Annotated in this window: 19 protein-coding genes; 10 read left to right on the top strand and 9 right to left on the bottom strand. The window is 53.9% G+C overall.

Annotated elements, in window-relative coordinates; genetic code table 11:
• Nucleotides 1-39: 39 nt before the first annotated feature.
• The 3 genes from FE848_RS14430 to FE848_RS14440 are packed head-to-tail and all read left to right on the top strand — an operon-like array spanning nt 40 to nt 5693.
• Nucleotides 40-759 (top strand): ABC transporter ATP-binding protein, encoded by a 720-nt coding sequence (locus tag FE848_RS14430; RefSeq protein ID WP_265091942.1) that lies wholly within the window; start codon nt 40-42, stop codon nt 757-759.
• A complete protein-coding gene (locus FE848_RS14435; protein WP_200204418.1) occupies nt 759-3245 on the top strand; it encodes an ABC transporter permease in 2487 nt (828 codons plus the stop codon). The genes FE848_RS14430 and FE848_RS14435 overlap by 1 nt, the downstream gene beginning before the upstream one ends.
• 57 nt (nt 3246-3302) lie before the next feature.
• A complete protein-coding gene (locus FE848_RS14440) occupies nt 3303-5693 on the top strand; it encodes a putative bifunctional diguanylate cyclase/phosphodiesterase (protein ID WP_200204427.1) in 2391 nt (796 codons plus the stop codon).
• Here FE848_RS14440 and FE848_RS14445 read toward each other — a convergent pair.
• The 4 genes from FE848_RS14445 to FE848_RS14460 form a co-directional block, all read right to left on the bottom strand.
• Nucleotides 5671-6453, bottom strand: a complete 783-nt coding sequence (locus tag FE848_RS14445; protein ID WP_200204430.1) for a substrate-binding periplasmic protein — start codon at nt 6451-6453, stop codon at nt 5671-5673. The genes FE848_RS14440 and FE848_RS14445 overlap by 23 nt on opposite strands.
• Nucleotides 6454-6628: 175 nt before the next feature.
• Nucleotides 6629-7816 carry an iron-containing alcohol dehydrogenase gene (locus tag FE848_RS14450; protein WP_200204433.1) on the bottom strand — a complete coding sequence of 396 codons (1188 nt, stop codon included), beginning with the start codon at nt 7814-7816 and terminating at the stop codon, nt 6629-6631.
• Entirely contained in the window at nt 7817-8362 is a 546-nt protein-coding gene (locus tag FE848_RS14455; RefSeq protein WP_200204436.1) for a hypothetical protein, read from the bottom strand.
• Nucleotides 8363-8533: 171 nt separating this feature from the next.
• Complete coding sequence (locus tag FE848_RS14460) at nt 8534-9775, bottom strand: M48 family metalloprotease (RefSeq protein ID WP_200204575.1); 1242 nt, start codon at nt 9773-9775, stop codon at nt 8534-8536.
• Between the two features lie 330 nt (nt 9776-10105).
• Between FE848_RS14460 and htpG the strand changes: the two genes are divergently transcribed.
• The 4 genes from htpG (at nt 10106) to FE848_RS14480 (ending at nt 15048) form a co-directional block, all read left to right on the top strand.
• The gene (gene htpG, locus FE848_RS14465) at nt 10106-11998 is read left to right on the top strand and encodes a molecular chaperone HtpG (protein ID WP_200204444.1); all 1893 of its coding nucleotides are present in this window, start codon (nt 10106-10108) and stop codon (nt 11996-11998) included.
• Nucleotides 11999-12002: 4 nt separating this feature from the next.
• Nucleotides 12003-12221 (top strand): DUF2835 domain-containing protein, encoded by a 219-nt coding sequence (locus FE848_RS14470; protein WP_200204447.1) that lies wholly within the window; start codon nt 12003-12005, stop codon nt 12219-12221.
• 226 nt (nt 12222-12447) lie between these two features.
• Nucleotides 12448-13962, top strand: a complete 1515-nt coding sequence (locus FE848_RS14475) for a catalase (RefSeq protein ID WP_200204449.1) — start codon at nt 12448-12450, stop codon at nt 13960-13962.
• Between the two features lie 105 nt (nt 13963-14067).
• Nucleotides 14068-15048, top strand: coding sequence for a tRNA dihydrouridine synthase (locus tag FE848_RS14480; protein ID WP_200204451.1), 981 nt, complete (start codon nt 14068-14070; stop codon nt 15046-15048).
• A gap of 7 nt (nt 15049-15055) precedes the next feature.
• On the opposite strand, the gene FE848_RS14485 is transcribed toward FE848_RS14480, so the two are convergent.
• Nucleotides 15056-16069, bottom strand: coding sequence for a class I fructose-bisphosphate aldolase (locus FE848_RS14485; RefSeq protein WP_200204453.1), 1014 nt, complete (start codon nt 16067-16069; stop codon nt 15056-15058).
• 185 nt (nt 16070-16254) lie between these two features.
• On the opposite strand from FE848_RS14485, the gene FE848_RS14490 reads away from it, so the two are divergent.
• On the top strand, nt 16255-18336 hold the full coding sequence (locus tag FE848_RS14490) for a dehydrogenase (protein ID WP_200204455.1): 2082 nt from the start codon (nt 16255-16257) through the stop codon (nt 18334-18336).
• A 7-nt stretch (nt 18337-18343) separates the two neighbouring features.
• Here the strand turns inward: FE848_RS14490 and FE848_RS14495 are convergent, their stop codons facing one another.
• Complete coding sequence (locus tag FE848_RS14495) at nt 18344-18610, bottom strand: DksA/TraR family C4-type zinc finger protein (protein ID WP_200204580.1); 267 nt, start codon at nt 18608-18610, stop codon at nt 18344-18346.
• 118 nt (nt 18611-18728) lie between these two features.
• Here FE848_RS14495 and FE848_RS14500 point away from each other — a divergent pair, with 118 nt between their 5' ends.
• Nucleotides 18729-19487: a DUF1499 domain-containing protein gene (locus tag FE848_RS14500; RefSeq protein ID WP_200204457.1), complete on the top strand. Its 759-nt coding sequence runs from the start codon at nt 18729-18731 to the stop codon at nt 19485-19487.
• A gap of 100 nt (nt 19488-19587) precedes the next feature.
• Nucleotides 19588-20286, top strand: a complete 699-nt coding sequence (locus FE848_RS14505) for a class I SAM-dependent methyltransferase (RefSeq protein ID WP_200204460.1) — start codon at nt 19588-19590, stop codon at nt 20284-20286.
• Nucleotides 20287-20323: 37 nt separating this feature from the next.
• Here FE848_RS14505 and FE848_RS14510 read toward each other — a convergent pair whose 3' ends face one another.
• From FE848_RS14510 to FE848_RS14520, 3 genes are all read right to left on the bottom strand, one after another.
• Nucleotides 20324-20695, bottom strand: a complete 372-nt coding sequence (locus tag FE848_RS14510; protein WP_200204462.1) for a YajD family HNH nuclease — start codon at nt 20693-20695, stop codon at nt 20324-20326.
• A gap of 46 nt (nt 20696-20741) precedes the next feature.
• Entirely contained in the window at nt 20742-21473 is a 732-nt protein-coding gene (locus FE848_RS14515; protein ID WP_200204464.1) for a hypothetical protein, read from the bottom strand.
• A 265-nt stretch (nt 21474-21738) separates the two neighbouring features.
• Entirely contained in the window at nt 21739-22092 is a 354-nt protein-coding gene (locus FE848_RS14520; RefSeq protein ID WP_200204466.1) for an MliC family protein, read from the bottom strand.
• Nucleotides 22093-22109: the final 17 nt, after the last annotated feature.

Consider the following 22109-nt stretch of genomic DNA (forward strand, 5'->3'; position numbering starts at 1 on the left):
ATAAATTAACGTGCTTTTTCCGGGAGCCCCGTAAACAAAATGCAGACTACAAACTCCGATAGCCAGCGCCCGATGTTGCGTGTTGAAAACCTGACTCACCGCGTAAGCCTGGAAACAGATACGCTGACGATATTGAAGGCGGTCAGCTTTGAAATCAATCGGGGAGAATCCGTAGCCATTGTCGGCCGCTCCGGTTCCGGAAAAACAACCCTCCTTGGACTACTTGCCGGCCTTGATACACCTACCGAAGGTACTGTGGAGCTCGATGGCGCCATTATAAGCCGGTTAAGTGAAGATGAGCGGGCCCAATTGCGTGCTCATCGGGTGGGATTCGTATTTCAGTCATTCCAGTTGCTGCCGGCGTTGACCGCTTTGGAAAACGTGATGCTGCCACTGGAGTTGGCAGGTATGGACGCGCCGGAAAAGCGTGCTCGTGAATTGCTTGAGCGGGTTGGGCTTGGTGAGCGGCTTACCCATACCCCTCGGCAGCTATCTGGCGGTGAACAGCAACGGGTGGCCATTGCCAGGGCCTTTGCCTCTGACCCGGCCATCCTGTTTGCCGATGAGCCGACTGGCAACCTGGATAACCGCACGGGGCAGGAAATCTCTGATTTGCTGATGGCGTTGAATCAGGAGCAGGGCACCACACTGGTGATGGTTACCCACGATGAACAGCTGGCGGCGCGCTGCTCCCGGCAATTTCATATTGAGGCGGGCGAGTTGACTGAGCCAGTTGCTCAGGTGGAGCTTGCACACTGATGGCTGCTGCAAAAAAACTCATGTCGGTGCGCCGCGACTGGCGAGAAAGAGATGTGCGAGTGGTGCTTGCGGCGCTTATTATCGCCGTCGCTACGGTAGCCACCATTGCCCTGTTTGCCAGCCAGTTGCAACGCACCCTGGTGTCTTCTGCCAGCTCATTCCTGGCAGCAGACAGGCAGCTGGAGGCCGAAAATGGCCGGCCGGTTCCAGAGCCATGGATAAACGAAGCAATCGAGCGAGGGCTGGAAACCGGTCGCATGGTGGAGTTCTCCACCATGGTGTTTGGCAGCGATGCCTTTCAGCTTGTTTCGGTAAAGGCGGTCAGCAACGAGTACCCGTTGCGTGGCGAGCTCGAGATCCAGGGGCCGTCAGAAGGTTCGCGGGTTCAAGTGCAAAATGGCCCGGCGCCGGGCGAAGTGTGGATCAACCCCAGGCTTTTGAGGCTGTTGGATATTCAGGTTGGCGATACCCTCGAAGTCGGTAGCCGCAAGCTGACAGTGTCGGGCCTGGTGCTGCGGGAGCCGGACGGCGGGTTTAGCCTCTCTGCACTGGCACCCCGAGTGATGATGCACGTGGACGACGTGGCGTCGACCGGCGTTCTGCAGGAAGGTAGCCGGGTAAAATACGTTTACCTCTTTGCCGGCGAAGAAGCCTCTCTCGAACGCTATTATCAATGGCTGCAACCTCAACTGGAGCCCAGTCATGAGTGGGAAGGCGTGCGCGACGGTGAAACCTTTTCACGCTCGCTTGATCGCGCTGAGAGCTTCCTGCTGTTAGGCGGTAGCCTTGCGGTCTTATTGGCCGCTGTGGCGGTGGCTGTTGCCAGCCGACAGTACGCACTTTCCCAACGCGACACCGTGGCACTACTCAAAACCCTGGGCCTTGGCAGTTCCGGAATCGGCCGGCTTTACCTCAAGCGGCTTGGGCTCTGGGGTGTGACTGGTATGGTCGGCGGCCTTCTGGTGGCCTTGCCGCTGTTCTGGATACTCACCCGATTACTCAGTGAAGCATTGGAAAGGCCGGTGCCGTTTCAGCTGGATTCAGCGGCACTCACGCCAGCGCTTTTAACGGCGGTCGTTTCATTGTTTGCCTTTGCATACCCACCTATCAGGCGGCTCAGAAACGTGCCGGCCATGCGCGTATTGCGCAGCCAGCCGGGCGAAACAGGGCGCGAAGCACTGCCCGACATGCTGATTGCTATTGTGGCCGTGTTTGGCTTGGTGTGGCTGTATGCGGGTGAAGTGTCTTTGGTGATTTCCCTTCTGGGAGGCCTTGCCTTGCTGTTGGGCGCTTTGGGCGTACTGGGTTGGGTGCTTGTGGCAACCCTTAGAAAGGTTCGAGGTGGCGGGCATGCCTGGCGCCTGGCGTTGGTTGGATTGTACCGGCATCGCCGTGCCAGCTTGTCGCAAATTGCCGTATTTGCCATGACGCTCATGCTGGCAACAACACTGATTCTGGTGCGCACCTCCTTGCTGGACGACTGGCAAGCTCAGCTTCCAGACGATGCGCCAAATCACTTTCTGATCAACATTGCTCCAGAGGCAGTGGATGAGGTTGCCGCCTACTGGGAAGAGCGTGGTCAGCCTCTGGACCAGCTATACCCCATGGTGCGTGGGCGGTTTACCGAACTGAACGGTCAGCCGGTAAAAGAAGTTGTGAGCAAGGACCAGCGGGTAGGGGCCCTTAACAGGGAACTGAACCTTACCTGGATGCCCTCGCTACCGGCTGACAACGTTATTGTGGAAGGCAGTTGGTTCGAGGAAGGCCAAACCGACGGTGTCTCTGTGGAGGCAGATCTGGCGGCCGCGCTTGATTTGGCGCTGGGTGATGAACTCACGTTCACCATTGGCTCCGACAAGGTCAACGCAGCGGTCACCAGCATTCGCACGGTTCAGTGGGACAGCATGAAGCCCAACTTCTATATGGCGTTTCCTCCGGGCGGGGCTCTCACCAATATGCCCGCCACCTGGATAACCAGCTTTCATCTGCCAAGAGACCGTAAAAGCGAGCTGAATGAGTTTTCCCGGCGTTTCCCGACAGTGTCGCTGCTGGAAATCGACAATATTATTGAACGCATACAGGAAATTGTGCGGCAGGTTACCCAGGCCATAGAGGCGATTCTGGTGTTGATACTGGCAGCAGCCCTGGTGGTGATGGCTGCGGTAGTCAGCGCTACGCTTCAGGATCGGCAACGGGAAGGCGCACTTTTGCGCACCCTTGGCGGTCGTCAGAGCCTGTTGGTGCGCAGCACTATGCTGGAGTTTGCCTTGCTTGGTGGCTTTGCAGGCATTCTTGGGGTGGCAGCGGCAGAAGCGGCGGTATGGGCGTTACAGTTCCGGATGTTTGAGGGCGCCTTCAGCTGGCACTGGCAAGTTGTTCTACCTATACCGATAATCAGTGCAGTGGTGCTTTCACTGTTTGGGCGCTGGCAACTTCGGCCAGTGTTGAGTGTTTCGCCTATGCTACTGCTAAGGCGCCTCGAGTGAGGTGATGCCTCCTGTACATGGATCTTTTGTTTCAGGGGGCGCACACAGGGAAAATAAATGCCTAAAAGACAAGGTTGGTATCGGCAGCCACCGCGGCTAAAAATAGCGGGGATGGTTGCAGGACTTTTTTCCCTGGTATTGATCGCTATGATCTGTGCCGTTTCCATTGTTCAGATTCAGGCTGCGATCACGGCCTATGCGGGTGGCGAAAGTATCTGGTCCAGATCCCAGCTTGCTGCAGTGATCTATTTTGATCGCTACGCCCTTTCTGGTGACCCTCAGGAATTGGAACAGGCCAGAAACAGGCTTTCTGTCCCGCTTGCCGATCGCGAGGCACGTTTGGCCATGGAGGCCGAATCGTTTGATAGAGGTGCGGCCAGAGCCGGACTTATTGCCGGCAATAATCACCCGGCTGATGTTGATGGCATGATCTGGCTCGTGCGCAACCTGTCTGATTTCGATGACTTCAAGAAAGCGATATTTGCATGGCAAGAGACAGATCCCGGATTACTTGAACTTCGCGAAATTGGTAATGAACTGGAATTGGAATGGTCCCGAGCGCAGCCTGACCGGGAGAAACTGGCATTGCTGCGGCAACAGCTGGCGGAGGCAAACGACAAGCTGCAGATACATGCGGTGCGATTTCGCGAAGCTATGGCCAGTGCAACCAGAAGGTCAGCAAGCGTACTGTCTATTGTAAGCACAGTCTTTTTGTTGATCCTTGCGCTTGTGGCCTGGCAACTTAGTTCCCGCCTGACACGCTCGGTTCGGCACTCGGCACAGAATTTCCGCGCTATTTTTGAACAGGCAGCAGTTGGTATAGCTCAGCTCAGGAGCGACGGCCGTGTGCTTGATGTCAATGAAGCGCTCAGCGGAATTACCGGGTATTCCAAACCCGAGTTACTTGCCATGCGGTACGAAGACCTGTTGTTTCCCGAAGACTGGGAGTCCGGTCGCTTACAGCAGCAGGCAGTGATGCTTGGGGAATCTGCCAGCTATTCCTTTCAGCAACGCCTGAAGAATTCCAGCGGAGACGCACTCTGGGGAAGGCTCACTGTGTCTATGAGCGACTTCCCCAAAGATCGCACAAGCAATTATATCGTTGTACTGGAAGATATTTCCGACTCCTACCGCATGTCAGAGGAGTTGAGCTACCAGGCGAATCACGATGCCCTAACCGGGCTGATAAACCGTCGGGCATTCGAGCGTCATCTGGAGACAGTACTGAGAGAGGCGCGCTCAGAACACAGTAATCATGCCTTGTGCTTCCTTGATCTGGACCAGTTCAAAGTTGTTAACGATACATCCGGCCATTTGGCGGGTGATGAGTTGCTTCGGCAAGTTGCTGCCATTGCCCGCCACTCACTGCGGGAGAGTGACATTCTTGCACGACTGGGTGGCGATGAGTTTGGCATTATTCTGCGCAACCTCTCGGCAGATGCAGCGTCCGACATAGCGGAAAAACTCCGTGCGGCAATTGAGGATATGACGTTCACATGGGAAGGCCGAAGCCACAGTGTGGGTGGCAGTATTGGTGTTGTGCCAATAACCCCCGGGGTTACCGATGCCAGTTCGCTGATGCGTGCAGTGGATATTGCTTGCTACGTGGCCAAAAGCCGTGGACGTAACCGGACTTACCTTTCCGTTAAAGATGACCTTCAGATCACCGAGCAACGTACGGAAATGGAGTGGGTGAATCGTATTCATGAAGCTTTGCAGGAAAACCGCTTCTTTCTCGACGCCCAGTTTATCCTGCCTCCGGCGAATACAGACGGTCGGATAAGGTACGAGGTTCTGGTCCGGATGAAAGGCGAAGACGGGAAAACTGTTCCCCCGGGCGCCTTTCTTCCTGCTGCTGAGAGGTTTGGAATCGCCCCCAAGATCGATCGCTGGGTGATCGACGAAGCTTTCCGCCAGTTAGTGGCTCATCCAACGCACCTGAATGAACTTGATGCCTGTCATATTAACCTGTCTGGTCGCTCATTTGACCAGCCTGATTTTGCTGACTTCGTGATCGAACGGTTACAGCATTACGGGCTATCGGGCAGCAAAATCTGCTTTGAACTTACTGAAACAGCGGCCATGCATAACCTTGCAGATGCTCAGAGTTTCATGGAACGCCTGAAAGGCTCGGAGTGCAGGTTTGCACTGGATGATTTTGGAACCGGATTGTCGTCGTTCAGCTACCTTCGACGGCTGCCGGTCGACTATCTGAAAATTGATGGTGTATTCGTGCGGGACATAGTCACTGACCAAACGGATTTGGCGATGGTTCGGGCAATAAACGATATTGGTAAAACCCTGAGGAAAAAAACCATCGCCGAGTTTGTCGAGAATGACGACACACTGGAACTGCTCAAAGAAATGGGCGTGGACTATGTGCAGGGATACGGGCTACATCGCCCGTGTTTGTTCCAGGATATCCTTACCGGTAGTTTGCGAGGATAGCGGCCAGTTCGCCGCTCTTGCGGATACGTGCCAACTCAGCGTTGAATTGATCGGCAAAAGGCCGGGCTTCCTTGCGCAGCATTATCCGGAATCCGTAGGAACTGATATCCCCTGAAGAAACTGCAAATTGATCCTGCAAACCTTCGTTTTTCAGTATCCACTTGCCCACAAGCAAATCCACTACCGCAGCGTCAAAACGGTCCCCGTGAAGTAAAAAGTTAAACATGTCCCTGTCCTGGGACACATCAAAACGCTTGATAGCACCAGACTCAAAATGCGGTTCCAGTACAGGGTAGATGTAGCCTAGATGGGCAACGACCGTTTTTGAGAAAAGGTCTTCGGGGGAATGATAGGTCTCGCCAGTGCTTTTGGGTGTAAAGAAAACCTCTTGCACATCCACTACAGGCTCTGTGAACAGAAAGTCGTCGGGGTTTTGTGTCCATTCAATTGCTCGGGAGGTGCCATCGATATAGCCATCCAGCAGCATCTGGTCCACGCGTTTGCGAGGGATCTTTTTAGCGACTATTTCATAGCCCAGGCGCTCGGTAATCAGCGAAACCACGTCCCACATGATGCCGGAGGGCGCGTCCTGATCAACGATCATATAGGGCGGGTAGCCGTTTGGTGAAATATTGAAGCGAAACACCTTTGCATCGTTCGCAGAAGCGGTGTTTATGGCCAAGGCAAACATAAGCAGGAAGGGCAGGCAGACAAAGCGTCTTGTAAAAACTGTAATCCAGCCGAGTGTCGGGTGCTTCATCAAAAGGGGCTCTCTGGGGGTGGTGCTGTCCGTGAAAGAACTGACCCGGCTAAATCCCTGCCAGAAAGGAAGCAATTGTTACTCGTCTGTCTCCTTATTTCAATGCTGTTGGGTAATCTTGTGTTAACCGGAAACGGGGCCAGTATGCAGGCCCCGTTTCTGTGTGGCTGTTGTATCAGGCCCAAGCGCGTTGCAGCACGGCTCGCGCGTCCTTCAGAGTAACCTCTTTAGGATTGAACATGATAGAACCGTCGTCGAGCGCCATTTCTGCAATCTGGTCGAGCTGATCTTCAGTAACCTTGCCTGTTTCTTTAAGAGTGCGTGGCAACTTGCAGCGCTTGTAAAGCGCATCTCTGAGCTTGCGCAGCGCTGAAATACTGGCTTCTGCACGGCGGCTGGCAGGAGTGGCAGCGTAGACCTCCGGGCCTTCCAGGTGCAGTAGCAGTTCACTCAGTGGCTCGCGAATGGTTTCAAGGTTGTATTCAAGCACATAAGGCAGGTACAGGCTCATGCACAGGCCGTGGGGCAGGTGGCAGATAGCACCAGTAGCGTGGCCAAGAGAATGTACAAGCCCGACCATGGAGTTGGAAAACGCTATGCCAGCCATTGTGGACGCCTGCGCCAGCTCAAGCCTGCCATCGCTGTCTTTAGGGTTGTCCATTACCTGCAGCAGAGAGCGGCTGACCTTTTTGATGGCCGCTGTAGCATAGGCATCACTCAGCGGGTTTTTCGCCATACAAGTGAAGGACTCAACCGCATGGGTCATAGCGTCCATAGCCGTGGCGGCCGTAATGTGCGGCGGCAGCGTCAGGGTCATACGTGGGTCAATCACCGCTGCGTTGGGCAGCAGGTAAGAAGAGGTGAACGGCAGTTTTACGCCTTTTTTCTCGTCGGTGATTACAGCAATGGAGGTCACTTCGGAGCCGGTTCCCGCAGTGGTAGGCACCACCAGGAAGGGTTTGAGCGGGCGTTTCAGCACGCCGGCACCGGAGTACTTGGCAATGTCATCACCGCCTTCTGACACCAGAATGTTTACAGCTTTGCCAGTGTCGATGGCCGAGCCGCCACCAATGGCAATAATGGAGTCGCATTTCTCCTTCCGGTAAACCGCGGCAATATCACGAACGACGGTGGTGGATGAATCTGGTGGCACATCGTCGTAAATGTTAACGATTTCTAGACCGCTTTCTTCGCAAGCTGCAATCACAGGGTCCAGTAATCCTGCGGCACGAACGCCCTTGTCTGTCACAACCATAGGGCGCTTGGCACCCAAGGCGCTTAGCTCGTAAGGGATATGCTCAAGGGCGGCTTTGCCGGCAATGACTTTTACCGGGCAGAAGAACTCATAGTAAGTGTTAGACATTTAGGCTCTCACTGTCTGGACAAAATGGGTGGCGACTTTCAGGTAAATCTGTGCGGCACTGATCAGCTTTTCCGGGAGGTGCAAGTTTGCCGGGTATTCTTTTACAGCACGCTCGGCAATGATCTTGGGCAGAATGAATGCCTCCAACCGGTTCAGTACCCGTGTCATGCGCACGGCGTAGCTCACATCGCCATCCACCAGCATGCGGTCATTGGCGAACGCGACCGAGGTTTTTTCCTGGAATGACAGCACCAGAAAGGCATGGGTAAGGTGCTTGAACTTGATGGACACGTCCACCGGGCGGGGGGCGGAGTCACCATGGTAATGGAAACGGCCGTTACCAATGTGCTCCACGATAAGCCTGGAACCCTCGGGCATTACCATCATTTCAAACAAGAACCCTTCAGGCAGTACTCGCGCCTCTCCCTGAACCTCGCTATCAACCTCACTGACCGCCTGTAGAGCCCGTCCCATAACCTGGAACATCAGCTCTACATAAAGGCGTTTAGCCTGCGAAGCCATCGGCTGGATACGTTTCGCTAACATGTCCGTCACCTGAATCTGGTTATTGATGACTAATTTTTAGAGTTATTGCTCTAGAAGTCAATGATCATGATGACAGTAAAATTGCGCATCCCCGGCAAACCCGGATTCAGAAACAAAAAAAGGCCGACATTCCAGGGAAGTCGACCTTTAGAAGCGTGATTTGCAGAGATGTTACTGGGTAAGCGCGGCCAGCTTTCGCCTGGCTTCTTCTGCAATTTCACCGCTGGACTCCGCCGCTTTGCTGTAATAAGCGATAGCTTCCTTGCGGTTGTTTTCTTTCACGGCGATATCTCCAAGTCGCAGAAAGGCTATAGACGTTGGCACTACCTCGTTAGCGCGGGTCAGGTTCTCCCGCGCTTTGCTCAGATTATTAAGCTGCAGTGCGGTCAGACCATTGTGGATTCGATACATGAACATTTCGGGGTACATGGACACCGCTTTATCAAAATCAGCCTGGGCTTTTTCGGGCTGCTTTTGCTCCTGATAGATACGGCCACGCAAAGAATAGAACATGGCTTCGCGGGGTAGCAGGTTAATGGCCTCATTGACCTTTTTAAGCGCTGCATCCATATCGCCATTGGAGGCAAGTTTCATGGCTTCGTCGTGGGCGTCGTAAGCCGGTTGAGCCTTGCGCAGGAAAGCTGTTTTCTTCCTGTAAACATCTTCCCCACGGTAGCCACCGCCACCTATCCTGGCGACCAGTTTACTGTTCTCCTGCACGCGCTTGGCGGAAGGTGGGTGGGTCGCAAAAAGGCCGTCTACAAATCCTGCCTGCTGCCCCTTCGAAAGCTGAAGAAAAATCTCTTGCAGCTCAACAGCAGCCTGCGGGTCGTAGCCAGCTTTTTTCATATAAACGATGCCGTAGTAATCCGATTCCAGCTCATCCCCCTGGCCGTATTGCGCCAGAGCAAGCTGCGCGCCGACAGCCGCACCACCCATAAGCAGACCAGCCCACTCATTATCAGACAGCGCAAACCCCAAACCGGCCACGCCCGCGCTGATCAGCATCCCCTTTTGCATACGTTGAACACTGTGGCGCGCCGCCGCATGCACAATCTCATGGCCCAGCACAGACGCAAGCTGGGCTTCATCACTAAGCTGAGTCAACAGGCCGCGGTTAATAGCAATCTTTCCACCAGGCAACGCCCAGGCATTTGGCACGCCGCTGTTAAGAACCACGAACTCGTAGGGCAGGTCAGGGCGGTCACTCACTCGCGCCATCTTCTCACCAACCTCCCTCACGTAGAGCGTAAGCTCGGGATCAACGTAAAACTGCCCGCCTTGAGTCTGCTGGGTGGGCGTATATTGCTCAGCACCCATGGCGAATTCCCGGCTCTCACCAATCAGCGAAAGCTGGTTCTCCCCGGTAACCGGGTTTACAGAGCACCCGGAAAGCACCAGCACAAGTGCCATAATTGGCGCACAACGTTGCAAGACGGCGTTTTTCACTCTCGACTCCTGTAATTGAATTCCTGAAACATATGATTACACGGCGGCTGCCTGCTTTACATACTTGAAAATTAAAACCGCTCCACTCCGGGGCTTGAAAACCCTCTGAACGACCCCATTTTCCTGCTAGACGAACTCACAAGCTGGATAACACGGGAGCAAGGGGCTTCTCCAAAACCGTGCGGAGCCATGGATGGCGGAGCCGAGCGTACAGGGATGTATCCACAGCGTGTTTTGGAGAAGCCCCTTGCTCCCGTGTTCACCTCAAATGTCGATTGCAGGAGAGATCAAAGAATGACAGTTGAATCGCAAAAAGAAACTCTAGGTTTTCAGACGGAAGTAAAACAACTACTTCACCTGATGATCCATTCCCTGTACTCAAACAAGGAAATTTTCCTCCGCGAACTGATTTCCAACGCCTCCGATGCCGCAGACAAAATGCGCTTCGCCGCCGTTAAAGATGACGGCCTTTACGAAGGCGACTCAGAGCTGCAGATCCGCCTGGATTTCGACAAAGAAGCCAACACCATCACCCTGAGTGACAACGGCATCGGCATGAGCCGTGAAGACGTTATCCAGAACCTTGGCACCATTGCCCGTTCAGGCACCGCAGAATTCCTCAAACAGCTCTCCGGTGATGAAAAGAAAGACAGCAAGCTCATCGGCCAGTTTGGTGTGGGCTTCTATTCTGCCTTCATCGTTGCCGACAAAGTTGATGTATTCACCCGCCGTGCAGGCACGCCAGCAGAAGAGGGCGTACATTGGCAATCAGCAGGTGACGGTGAATTTACCATCGAGCAAGTTACCCGCGAAAAGCGCGGAACCGAAATTGTTATACACCTGAAGCCAGACGCCACCGAATTTGCCGATGGCTTCCGCCTGCGCAACCTGGTGAAGAAGTATTCCGATCACATCTCCTTCCCGGTGGTTATGAAATCTGAGCCGACCGAAGAAGGCGAAGAGCCAAAAGACGAGACGATTAACGACGCAACCGCGCTGTGGACCCTGCCTCGTACCGAAATCAAAGACGAGGAATACAAAGAGTTCTACAAGCACATTGCCCACGACTTTGAAGACCCGCTCACCTGGTCCCACAACAAGGTTGAGGGCAAGCTCGACTACACAAGCCTGCTGTACATTCCGGCCCGTGCGCCATTTGACATGTACAACCGCGAAGCGCCTCGTGGTCTGAAACTGTATGTTCAGCGCGTATTCATCATGGACGACGCAGAACAGTTCCTGCCGTTGTACCTGCGCTTTGCCAAGGGGGTAGTGGACTCCAACGACCTGTCCCTGAACGTGTCCCGTGAAATTCTGCAGAACGACTCCACGGTAGACAGCATCCGCACAGCGCTTACCAAACGTGTGCTGGACATGCTAGGTAAGTTGTCCAAGAAAGATGCCGGTGAATACCAGAAGTTCTGGGATGAGTTTGGCACCGTTCTTAAAGAAGGCCCGGCGGAAGACTTCAGCAACCGCGAGAAAATCGCCGGCCTGCTGCGCTTTGCCTCCACCCACACAGGTGAGAGCACCCAGAATGTATCTCTGGACCAGTACATTGAGCGCATGAAAGACGGTCAGAACAAGATCTACTACATCACCGCTGACAACTTCATGGCCGCCAAGAGCAGCCCCCACCTGGAGGTCTTCCGCAAGAAAGGCATCGAAGTGCTTATCCTCTCCGACCGTATCGACGAGTGGATGATGGGTTACCTGAACGAGTATGACGGCAAATCCTTCCAGGACGTTGCCCGTGGTGATCTTGACCTTGGTGATGTGGAAACCGAAGAAGACAAGAAACACAAAGAAGAAGCTGCTGAAGAACACAAAGAGCTTCTGGAGCGTATCAAAACAGCACTTACCGACCGGGTTCAGGAAGTGCGTGTCACCAACCGCCTGACAGATTCACCGGCGTGTTTGGTAACGGGCGATTTTGATATGGGAGCCCAGATGAAGAAGATCATGGAAGCGGCGGGCCAGAAGGTTCCCGACAGCAAGCCAATCTTTGAAATCAATGTAGATCACCCACTGGTTCAGCGCCTGGAAAGCGAGAAAGGTGATGAGCGCTTCAATGAGCTCTCAGCCGTTCTGCTGGATCAGGCTACACTGGCCAGCGGCGAGCAGTTGCAAGACCCGGGTGCTTACGTATCCCGCCTGAACCGTCTGTTGCTGGAACTGGCTAACTAAGCCCATGCACCAGATTATTGTGGACATAAGCATTAGCCCTGATGAGTGGATTAAATTTTATCAGGGCATTGCTACTGATGTTCACACCACGGCCCGGGACGGACGCTCCGTCCGTTTCCCGGCCCGTATCCTCTCCCGTTTCTATCTACGCGACGGCGTTCGTGGGTCCTTCCGAATTGTGTTCAATGAACAAGGTAAGTTTGAGTTCATTGAGCGTATTTAATGCCTCCTATTTATTGATAGTTAAAAGCTTTCGCAGTCTTTTCCGGAATTGATTATCCAGAAGGGCGTTGTAGTGCTTGAATGGTGGTTGAGGCTTACACCGAAACAAGGGATTGAGGAAAAGTTGCGAGGCACGAGTTTTGGCTCATCTATCCTCCAAAGCTTTAGTATCTCCAAGCCCGGGTATAAGCTGCTTAATTGTGTTTGGAACTTCAGAGGAATTGACCATGGCCGATGAAAAATCGAATAAGAGCAAATGTCCGGTATCACACCTTACAACTGCCTTTGGTGCCCCGGTAGTCGACAATCAGAACTCGATGACCGCTGGCAAGCGTGGGCCTGTGTTGGTCCAGGATGTGTGGCTGAACGAAAAACTCGCCAATTTCGTGCGTGAGGTCATCCCTGAGCGTCGCATGCATGCCAAAGGCTCTGGAGCGTTCGGAACATTCACCGTAACCAACGATATCACCCGGTATACACGCGCCAAAATCTTCAGTGAAGTGGGTAAAAAGACTGAAATGTTTGCCCGCTTCAGCACCGTGGCAGGGGAGCGGGGCGCGGCTGATGCTGAGCGTGATATTCGCGGCTTCGCGCTCAAGTTCTATACCGAAGAAGGCAACTGGGACATGGTGGGCAACAACACACCTGTGTTCTTTTTGCGGGATGCCAAAAAATTCCCAGACCTGAATAAAGCAGTAAAACGCGATCCAAAAACCAACATGCGTTCGCCGACGAACAACTGGGATTTCTGGACGCTTCTGCCAGAAGCCCTGCATCAGGTGACTGTAGTCATGTCGGATCGTGGCATTCCCAAGAGTTACCGGCACATGCATGGTTTTGGCAGCCACACCTATAGCTTCTGGAACGAAGCAGGTGAGCGTTACTGGGTGAAGTTCCACTTCAGAACGCAGCAGGGCATTGAGAATCTGACCGACGCCGAGGCTGCAGCGATTGTTGCTGATGACCGCGAAAGCCACCAGCGGGATCTCTTTGACGCTATCGAACGTAGCGATTTCCCACGCTGGAAAATGTATGTGCAGGTGATGCCGGAAGCCGATGCGGAAACCTACCACGTTCATCCGTTTGACCTGACCAAGGTTTGGCCAAAAGGGGACTACCCGCTTATCGAGGTCGGCGAATTTGAGCTGAACCGAAATCCTGAAAACTATCACATGGATGTTGAGCAGGCGGCCTTCTCGCCATCAAATCTCGTTCCTGGTATAAGCGTGTCCCCGGACAAGATGCTTCAGACACGACTAATCAATTACCCGGATTCGCAAAGGTACCGCTTGGGCGTAAACTATCAGCAGGTGCCGGTGAATGCTGCCAAATGTCCGGTTATGAGCAACCACCGCGATGGTCTTGGCCGGATGGACGGCAATTACGGTAGTTTGCCCCATTACCAACCAAACAGTTTCGGCCAGTGGAAAGATCAGCCCGAGTACGCAGAGCCGCCGCTCAAGATTGACGGCAATGCGGCCATGTTCGATTTCCGCGAAGATGATGACGATTATTACAGTCAGCCGCGCGCACTGTTTCAACTGATGACACCTGCCCAGCAGCAGGTACTGTTTGAAAACACCGGGCGGAATATGGGGGATGCTCCAGACTTCATCAAACAGCGCCACATCGACAACTGCACCCGTTGTGACCGCGCCTATGGCGAAGGGGTTGCCAAGGCTCTGGGTATGTCGGTCAAGTCGCCGGATGAATTATCTGCAGACCCTGAACTGGCAGAGTAATATCGGCTTGAATAAAAGCCCTCACGAGAAGTGAGGCAGTTGCCGAACTGCGCGGTTGCTTTTAGGGCTTCCGCGCATTTTTAATTTTGAATATATGGAGACCCTATGCGGATCATTCTTGCCCCGATGGAAGGGCTGGTTGACGCACCTATTCGAGAAACGCTCACAAAAGTTGGCGGGATAGACCGGTGCGTGACGGAGTTTATCCGTGTGACCCACAGCATGTTGCCGCCAAGGGTCTTCTACAAGTTTGCACCGGAGCTGCACAACCAGTCACTCACGCAAGTGGGTACCCCCGTGGCCATTCAGCTTCTGGGTTCAGACCCCGAACAAATGGGCTGGCATGGCCGTAAGGCGGCGGAACTGGGCGCGACTCAGGTTGATATTAACTTTGGTTGCCCAGCGAAAACGGTGAACAAGCACAAGGGTGGCTGTGTGCTGATGCGTGAACCGGAATTGATGTATGAGATTGCAGCGGCGGTTCGCAAGGCCGTGCCCGCAGGTGTTCCGGTAACCGCTAAAATGCGCCTGGGGTATGACGATCGCTCAATGGGCGTAGCCTGTGCTCAGGCATTAGACGCTGCGGGCGCTCAAGAGATTGTTATTCATGCTCGCAGCAAAGTGGATGGCTACAAACCGCCTGCTTACTGGGAGGAAATTGCCAAGGCACGGGAGGCGGTGAAGGCCAAAGTCATTGCTAACGGCGAGATCTGGAGCGTGGCGGATTACTGGCGTTGCCGTGAGGTGTCCGGTTGTGAGGATGTAATGATTGGTCGGGGCCTGATTGCAAGGCCAGATCTGGCTCTCAAGATCAAAGCCAGCCAGCAGGGTGTTCAGGTTGACGATATGACCTGGCCAGAAGCAGTGGTATTAGTGAAAGAATACGCCAGCGTGCTTCAGGGGTGGCTGGAAGACAAGTACGTAACCGGTCGCATCAAACAGTGGCTGAACTTTCTTCGCCAGGGGTTTGCTGAGGCTGAAGCACTGTGGCCTCACGCCCGCAAGATCCGCGAGGTTGCGCCTATGCTGGCGTGCCTTGAGCAGGTTGACCCTGCCAAATCCAAGGCTGCCGTGCAGGCAGCCTGATCTACCTTCAACTTTCCATATCGGGTGTGTACGAGCCTTGGGTCGCGGCTCCGTTCAGCCGTGCGCGTTTAAGCATGGCAGCCTGGGTGCGCGACCCGTTGTTCAAGTCTCCGGCCCAGGCTTTCTGTGCAGGCTCTTGTAGCGCACGACCGTAGGAAAAGCTCAGGTACCAAGGCTGTCGGCCAAGGCTGTTCATCGCGCTCAGGTTGAGAGTGGCTTCTTCCGGGGTTTGCCCTCCGGAGAGGAAGTTAATACCCGGAACGGCCGCCGGAACTACTCTGCGGAATACCCGCAAGGTGGCTTCTGCCACATCTTCCGGGAGCGCCTTCGCGCACTCTTTGCCCGGCGTTACCATGCTTGGTTTAAGAATGATGGTTTCCAGTTGCACACGGTGGCGGCGAAGTGCATTGAAAACCTCTGCAATCACGATTTCGTTTACTTCCGCAGACCGCCCGATGGTGTGATCACCATCAATCAGAACCTCGGGTTCCACAATGGGCACAACGCCTATGGCCTGGCAGAGCGCGGCATAGCGTGCCAGCATTTCGGCGTTGGCCTCCACCGCCTGTCGTGAAGGCAGGGTGTCGGAAATGTTGTACACGGCGCGCCATTTGGCAAAGCGGGCCCCCTGATTTTTGTAGATTTCCAACCGGTCGTCCAAGCCGTCCAGGCCGTAGGTTATTTCATCTCCCAAGGCATTAACCAGTGGCTTCTTACCCTTGTCTACCTTAATGCCCGGCACAATTCCCTGGCTTTTCAGCAGGTCTGGAATGGTTACTCTCTCAAGGCTGTTTTGGCCAAGGGTTTCCTCAAAAAGAATCACGCCACTTATGAACTCACCAAGCCCGGGTGTGGAGAAAATAAGGCTGCGATATTCCTGGCGTTTGTCCTCAGTGGATTCAACACCAACGGCCTTGAACCGTTTGGCAATCGTGGGGTGGCTTTCATCGGCAGCGAGAATGCCTTTGCCAGGCTGAACAAGCGCCTGAACGGTTGCGTGCAATTCGGCTTGAATGCTCATGTTGGCTCCTGTTGAAGGGGAAGGTATGTCGGGGCAGATATCCGTTGTGATATATCTTCAGTGTAGCCTGTTCATTTGGGGGCGGTTGGTATGACGCAGGATAAACTTGACCTGTGCTAAAACAATAATGGGTACATAGTCCTACTCTGTACATAACAAGGTTTCGGCAAGAACAAGGATTGGGTATGAAAACTGTTATCAGCGTAAGCCAAGGTTCATCCGAATACGATTACGATCTGGAAACCGAGTTTCTGGGACAAGCCTTCCGGGTGATCCGTGCCGGGACCGACGGAGATCTTTCTCGCGCGGTCGCGCTTCTGAAAACCTATCATGAGCGGGCCGACGCTTTTGGCCTCAGTATGGTATCCGATCATTATCAGGTTGGCTCTGTGAAGCTGGAACACCCGGACACCGCAAAGCTTGAAGCCTGTATTCCAGACAAACCGATAACCAGTGGCGCAGGGCTTCGGGGTATTCTTCAGGAGTGGGCTGTGCGCCTAACCCAAACCGAGTTGGGGCACTTCTTCGATAACGCCCGGGTACTCTTCCTGAATGGACAAGCCGGCTACCGGGTGGCAAAAGCCCTTTCCGAGCATACGGATAACCTTTTTTTTGCTGATCCGTATATGGACTTCGGCGTGCCACGGTTGCTCACCTCCCTCAAACAGCTGGAAACCTACAGCTCGTTGACCGCGCCGATCATGTTTCGCCCGTCAGCCTTGAAAACGCTTGAAACCGTGCTCCGCACGCCGCTGTATCGTCTTGGGGAGGGGCTGATCAAAGGCTCCCTGCATCAGGCTGCGAAAGACTCCCATGTTATCGTTGGCCACATGGGTGATCTGGCAAATTTCACCCACAAAGAGCTGGATGGCAAAACCATCATCACTTCCCGCGTAACGGAAGAGGCTCTGGACTGGATGCGGTCACGCAAGGTGGCCATGGTGGTGGATTACAGTCCCTGGCTGGAAGGTAGACCAGTGGGCGTGAATGTGATGGAAGCCATGATCAGCGCGGCGCTCTCACGTACCCCCGGCCAATTGGGTGCTGATGATTATCTTGGGGTGATTCAGAGCCTGGGTATTGAGCCGCGGATTCTCTACCCAAACGGTTATCGGCGGATAAACCGGTTTGCCTTTGTGATCCACCCTCTATCTCAGCAATACCTGACTAAAACGCGGCCACTGGATTGGGTTGCCAGTGTGTCACCGCCGATGGTGATGAACCTGGTGGAAAAAGCAGTGGCTTACGCGCCACCGTTCATCTATTCCAAAGTTAGCGGCATCAAATCGCCCACCGGGGATGAGGTGGAAGGGTGGCTGATTACCGTAGGCGGTACGCCAAAAGAAATCATGGCTCATGACCCCGAGTTTACCTATAGCCGACTGCTGGCTGCTGCCAATCTCGCGAAAAAGCTGGGGGCACAGATCATGGGCCTGGGTGCCTTCACAAAAGTGGTGGGAGACGCAGGCATTACCGTTGCAAAACGGGCACCGCTCCCGATTACCACAGGCAACAGTTACAGCGCTTCCGGTGCACTCTGGGCTGCCAAGGATGCGGTGAAAATGATAGGCCGCGCCAAGATAGGTAAAAACGGCAAGATGACAGGCAAAGCCATGGTGGTGGGCGCAACGGGTGCTATTGGGTCGGTATGCGCACGGCTGCTGGCCAAAGCGGTGGATGAGATTTATCTGGCCGCACCGGAACCGGCCAAACTTCTGGCTCTAAAGGAAAGCATTGAACAGGAGACGCCGGGAGCCATAGTACACGTGGCGGGCTCTGCTGACCGTGATCTGGCAGATATGGACATGATCGTGACAGCCACCTCCGGTGCCGGCAAACGCATTCTGGATATCATGAAAGTAAAGCCCGGTTGCGTGATCACTGATGTGGCTCGGCCGCTGGATATATCAGCAGAAGATGTGGCCAAACGTCCCGATGTGCTGGTAATTGAATCCGGAGAGGTTCAGTTGCCGGGCAATGATGTATCTATGAAAAACATCGGCCTACCTGAAGGTGTAGCCTACGCCTGCCTGGCAGAAACTATTGTGCTGGCGCTGGAAGGCCGTTTTGAGAACTTTACACTGGGCCGCAACATTGAGTGGGAAAAGGTTCGGGATATTTACAAACTGGGCCTGAAGCATGGCATGACGCTGGCGGCCATATCCGGTGTGAACGGGGTATTCAATGAAGAGGACTTCGAGCGGGTGAGGGTGCTAGCGGCAAAAAGTGATGCCGGCGACTTGGCAGCAGCTACTCCGGACGCCTGACGCCCGGCTATCTCAGCTGGCTGTCTTTGCTGCCTCGGCGGTTGATGCCGCCTGATGTGGTTTCCTGCTTTTCCAGGGCCGCCTGGCAATTCACACACAGGCGTACACCGGAAATCGCTTTGCGCCGAGCTTCAGGAATAGGGCAGTCGCACTCTTCGCAGAATTCTGCACTTTCACCCCTGCCGAGCCGGCTGCGTGCCTCAGCCACGGCATCCTCTACGCTCGCATCAATCTGATCTTGTACAGCCCCATCACGGGTCCAGCCACCAGCCATAACCTTACCCTCGGCAAAGCCTTTACCTGTTGTGATCCTTGAGCATACCAAAGCCAGGGTGATCGGGCTAAGGTATGGCATCGTAATAGTTTGTCCCATCCACAATGAAGGAATCAAAATGCTGTCAGCAAACAACTCACCACGACGCAGCGGAAAGTGGCCTCTTGTTACAGCGTGGCTTGCCATAGCCCTGTTGATCGTTGCAGGTGTGTTGATGGCCATCGCCGGGCCAGCTTACAAGGCAGAGTGGATCGGATTGGGTACTTCCTTCACGTGGTTGCGTCAGGGTGCACAACTGGCAATGGGCGCGGCTTTGCTTGGGCTGATAACTCTGGTACTTGCGGGCGTGTTGCGCCGGTGGCGGCCGGCTCTGGTGGGTGTGTTGGTAACCTTGGCGGTTGTGGCAATGGTTGCCATACCCATGCAGATGAAGGAGCGTGCCCAAAGCGTGCCCCCCATCCACGACATCACAACGGATATGGAAAACCCTCCTGCCTTCACATTGTTGGCGGCGGCCCGTGAAGAAGCCCCCAATGCCGTGGACTATCCCGGAGCGGAAACAGCGAAGCAGCAACAGTTAGCGTACCCCCAGTTAAAACCGATTCTGGTGGACGCGCCCCTGGCCAGTGTTATGGAAACGGTAAAAAGGAAGATTCAGGCCCGTGGCTGGAAGATTGCCGGAACCACCGACAACACCATCGAAGCCACTGCGACCACTCGCTGGTTCGGGTTTAAAGACGATGTGGCTATCCGTATGACGGAAACAGAGCAGGGCGTGCAAGTGGATATGCGTTCTGCCTCCCGATTGGGTAAGAGCGATCTTGGTACCAACGCCGAGCGGATTCAGATTTTCTTTGAGGATCTGGAAAAACGATAAAATAGTTTCTCAAGTCAGCCAGGGGGTATACTCTGAAGGAATAGGATTTGCCGCTTCATTTAACAGGTTGGCGGGCCTAACTCCTTCAGTGTGACCCTCAATGAAATCACCACTACGTCTTCGCTACCAAACTATTGAGTTCGGCAACGTGGACATTCACGTGTGCACTTTGCGTGATAATCAGCAGTTCGACGATCCAAACGATATCGCCCTCAAACTGGGCATTTCCTCTGCTACCTGGCCCCTGTTCGGGATTATCTGGCCATCAAGCCTGGTGCTTGCCCATTACATTGTGAACCATCCAACCGAGGGCAAGAGAATTCTGGAAATTGGCTGTGGAATGGCGCTTTCCAGCCTGCTTTTGAATGAACGTAATGATGATATTACAGCGACGGATTATCATCCTGAGGTGGGCGTATTTCTGGAGCGGAACACACAGCTCAATCACGGTAAAGCGATAGGTTATCAACGAGTTGACTGGGCGGACAAAGCCAGCGATCTGGGTTTGTTTGATATTATTATTGGTAGTGATGTGTTGTACGAAGACGAGCACATAAACCTGTTAGCGGATTTTATTGACCGGCACGCCAACACGGCCTGTGAAGTCATTCTGGTGGATCCGGGAAGGGGCAGAAAAAACAAGTTCAGTCGTCGCATGGAAACTCACGGGTTCAGCTTTTCTGAGGAAAAGCCGGAGTGTACAGACTATCTGGACAAGCCTTTCAAAGGGCATGTGCTCAAATTCCGGAGAGGAGATGCGCCGAGCCCGCCAGGCTCTGATTCAAGCAGCAATGCCTGAATCGCTTGGTGTCCAGCGTGCACCGTGCGCCAGTTATTCAGCTCTTTTTCTCAAGCGCTTCCTTTAGCCCTGCAAACGGGTTGTGCGTTGCGGCTTCCCGGCGTTTTTCGGAACTGCCTCCGTAGCGCACAAAATCCTCAAACTTGCTGTGCTCTTCATCGTGACAGTACACGCACAACAATTCCCAGTTACTGCCATCGGCGGGATTGTTGTCGTGGTCATGGTCAACATGATGCACAGTAAGCTCACGCAAATTGATGCGCGTAAACTCACGGGCACAGCGGCCGCATACCCAGGGGTACATTTTCAGAGCGCGCTCTCGGTACCCACTTTCGCGTTTCGCAATATAATCACGCTGTTCAGCCAGCAGTCTGTCTACCTTGCTTGTGTTGCCTGTATTTTGGCTCATGCAGGATATTCCTTTAATAAACCGGAAGCGCCCCTCGGGTAAAGGGCTATTCCACTGTCGGGGCGTGATTGGGGCCCATGCTGTTTTGAAGATCAATCATCGACTGCTGGCTCACCTTTATCAAACCGCTTTGAGGGCGGTTCAGATCAACAACCAGTGTCATCAGCACTGCAAACGCCAGTATCAAGGGGATAGTGGCGACAAGTCGTCGTTTCCCTGTAAACCCGGCCTGAGTGCCCAGGGTGATCATCGTAAGCGCAATGATGGCGGATAGCGCTATCCATACAATGCCTGGAATACGGTTGCGCAACGCATCGGTCAGGCGTTTCTCATGCATATCAATCACATCGTTGACAGACTGGACCACCAGCGAAGTGTTTGTATTGGGGCGCGCAATGGCTGCTGCTGACACCTGCGCCCACAAGAGGCTATGGAGTTCAACAGATTCGGCTATCAGGGCGTTCAGGTTGCGGGTATTCGCAGCTTCTAACCGAACATCAACGTAGTCCTGCAAAAGCCGTTTAACTTCGGTTTTATATTGCTGATCAAGCAGATCAGCTCGCAAGTAGGCCGTGCCGATGCTGTTTGCTTCCTGAAGCACATCCTGTTTTCTTTGGTCATTCTGAGACGAGGCCATGGAAAAAGTGAATGCCAGCACAAACGCTGCCATAGCTAACAAACCACCAACCATTGAACCTAAAGACGCCATTGCGTCTTCATCCCGGCGAGTTCGGGTGCGTACGCCAAATTGGTAGCCTATTTCGCCGAAAGCCATCATCAGAAATGCAACTGCTACGTAAAACCAGTTATAGGCAATGATTCAAACAACGCACTATTCATAGGTGCTCCAGCGCCGCGCAATGCTGCTCGTCTGCTATCGTTTTGGCAGAAAACGCGCGGCTAGAGAACAATATGAGGCTGGCAACAACTCCCAAATATTGCATAGCTATACCTCTTGAAGCAGGGCTTCGGGAAGCGGGAATCCAGCCTCTATATTAGTTCAAATGCGACAGAGCAAGCGTGATTATCATCTCTTTCGATGCTCAGGATTCAGCACAGTTCTCTATTATTTTGCCGGAAGTGCCATCAGGCTTGTGGTGGAGCAGGGCAGCCTCAGCACCGGGCCCGGAGCCCTTTGTCCACCATTCCAGTTCGTTGCCAACGTAGCGTGAACCACTGGCAGACACTGCGATTTGCATGGTGTGCTTGGCACCCTTGTGCTGAATTACAGCAGATGTGTTGGAAGGGTAGGTTGCCGTAATCGTTTCGCCACTCTCGCATTGATAGGTGTGCGTGGCGGCTGTCTGGCTTCCGGCTTTTGCATCATCCTGTGGCGAACTTGCGCAGGCAGTGAGGAAAAGGGCAGACGCCAACGTAAGGGGAGCATAGATCTTCATACATACCTCAAAAGTCA

It is taken from the genome of Marinobacter sp. 1-3A (assembly GCF_016597775.1).
Classification (GTDB): Bacteria; Pseudomonadota; Gammaproteobacteria; order Pseudomonadales; family Oleiphilaceae; genus Marinobacter; species Marinobacter xiaoshiensis.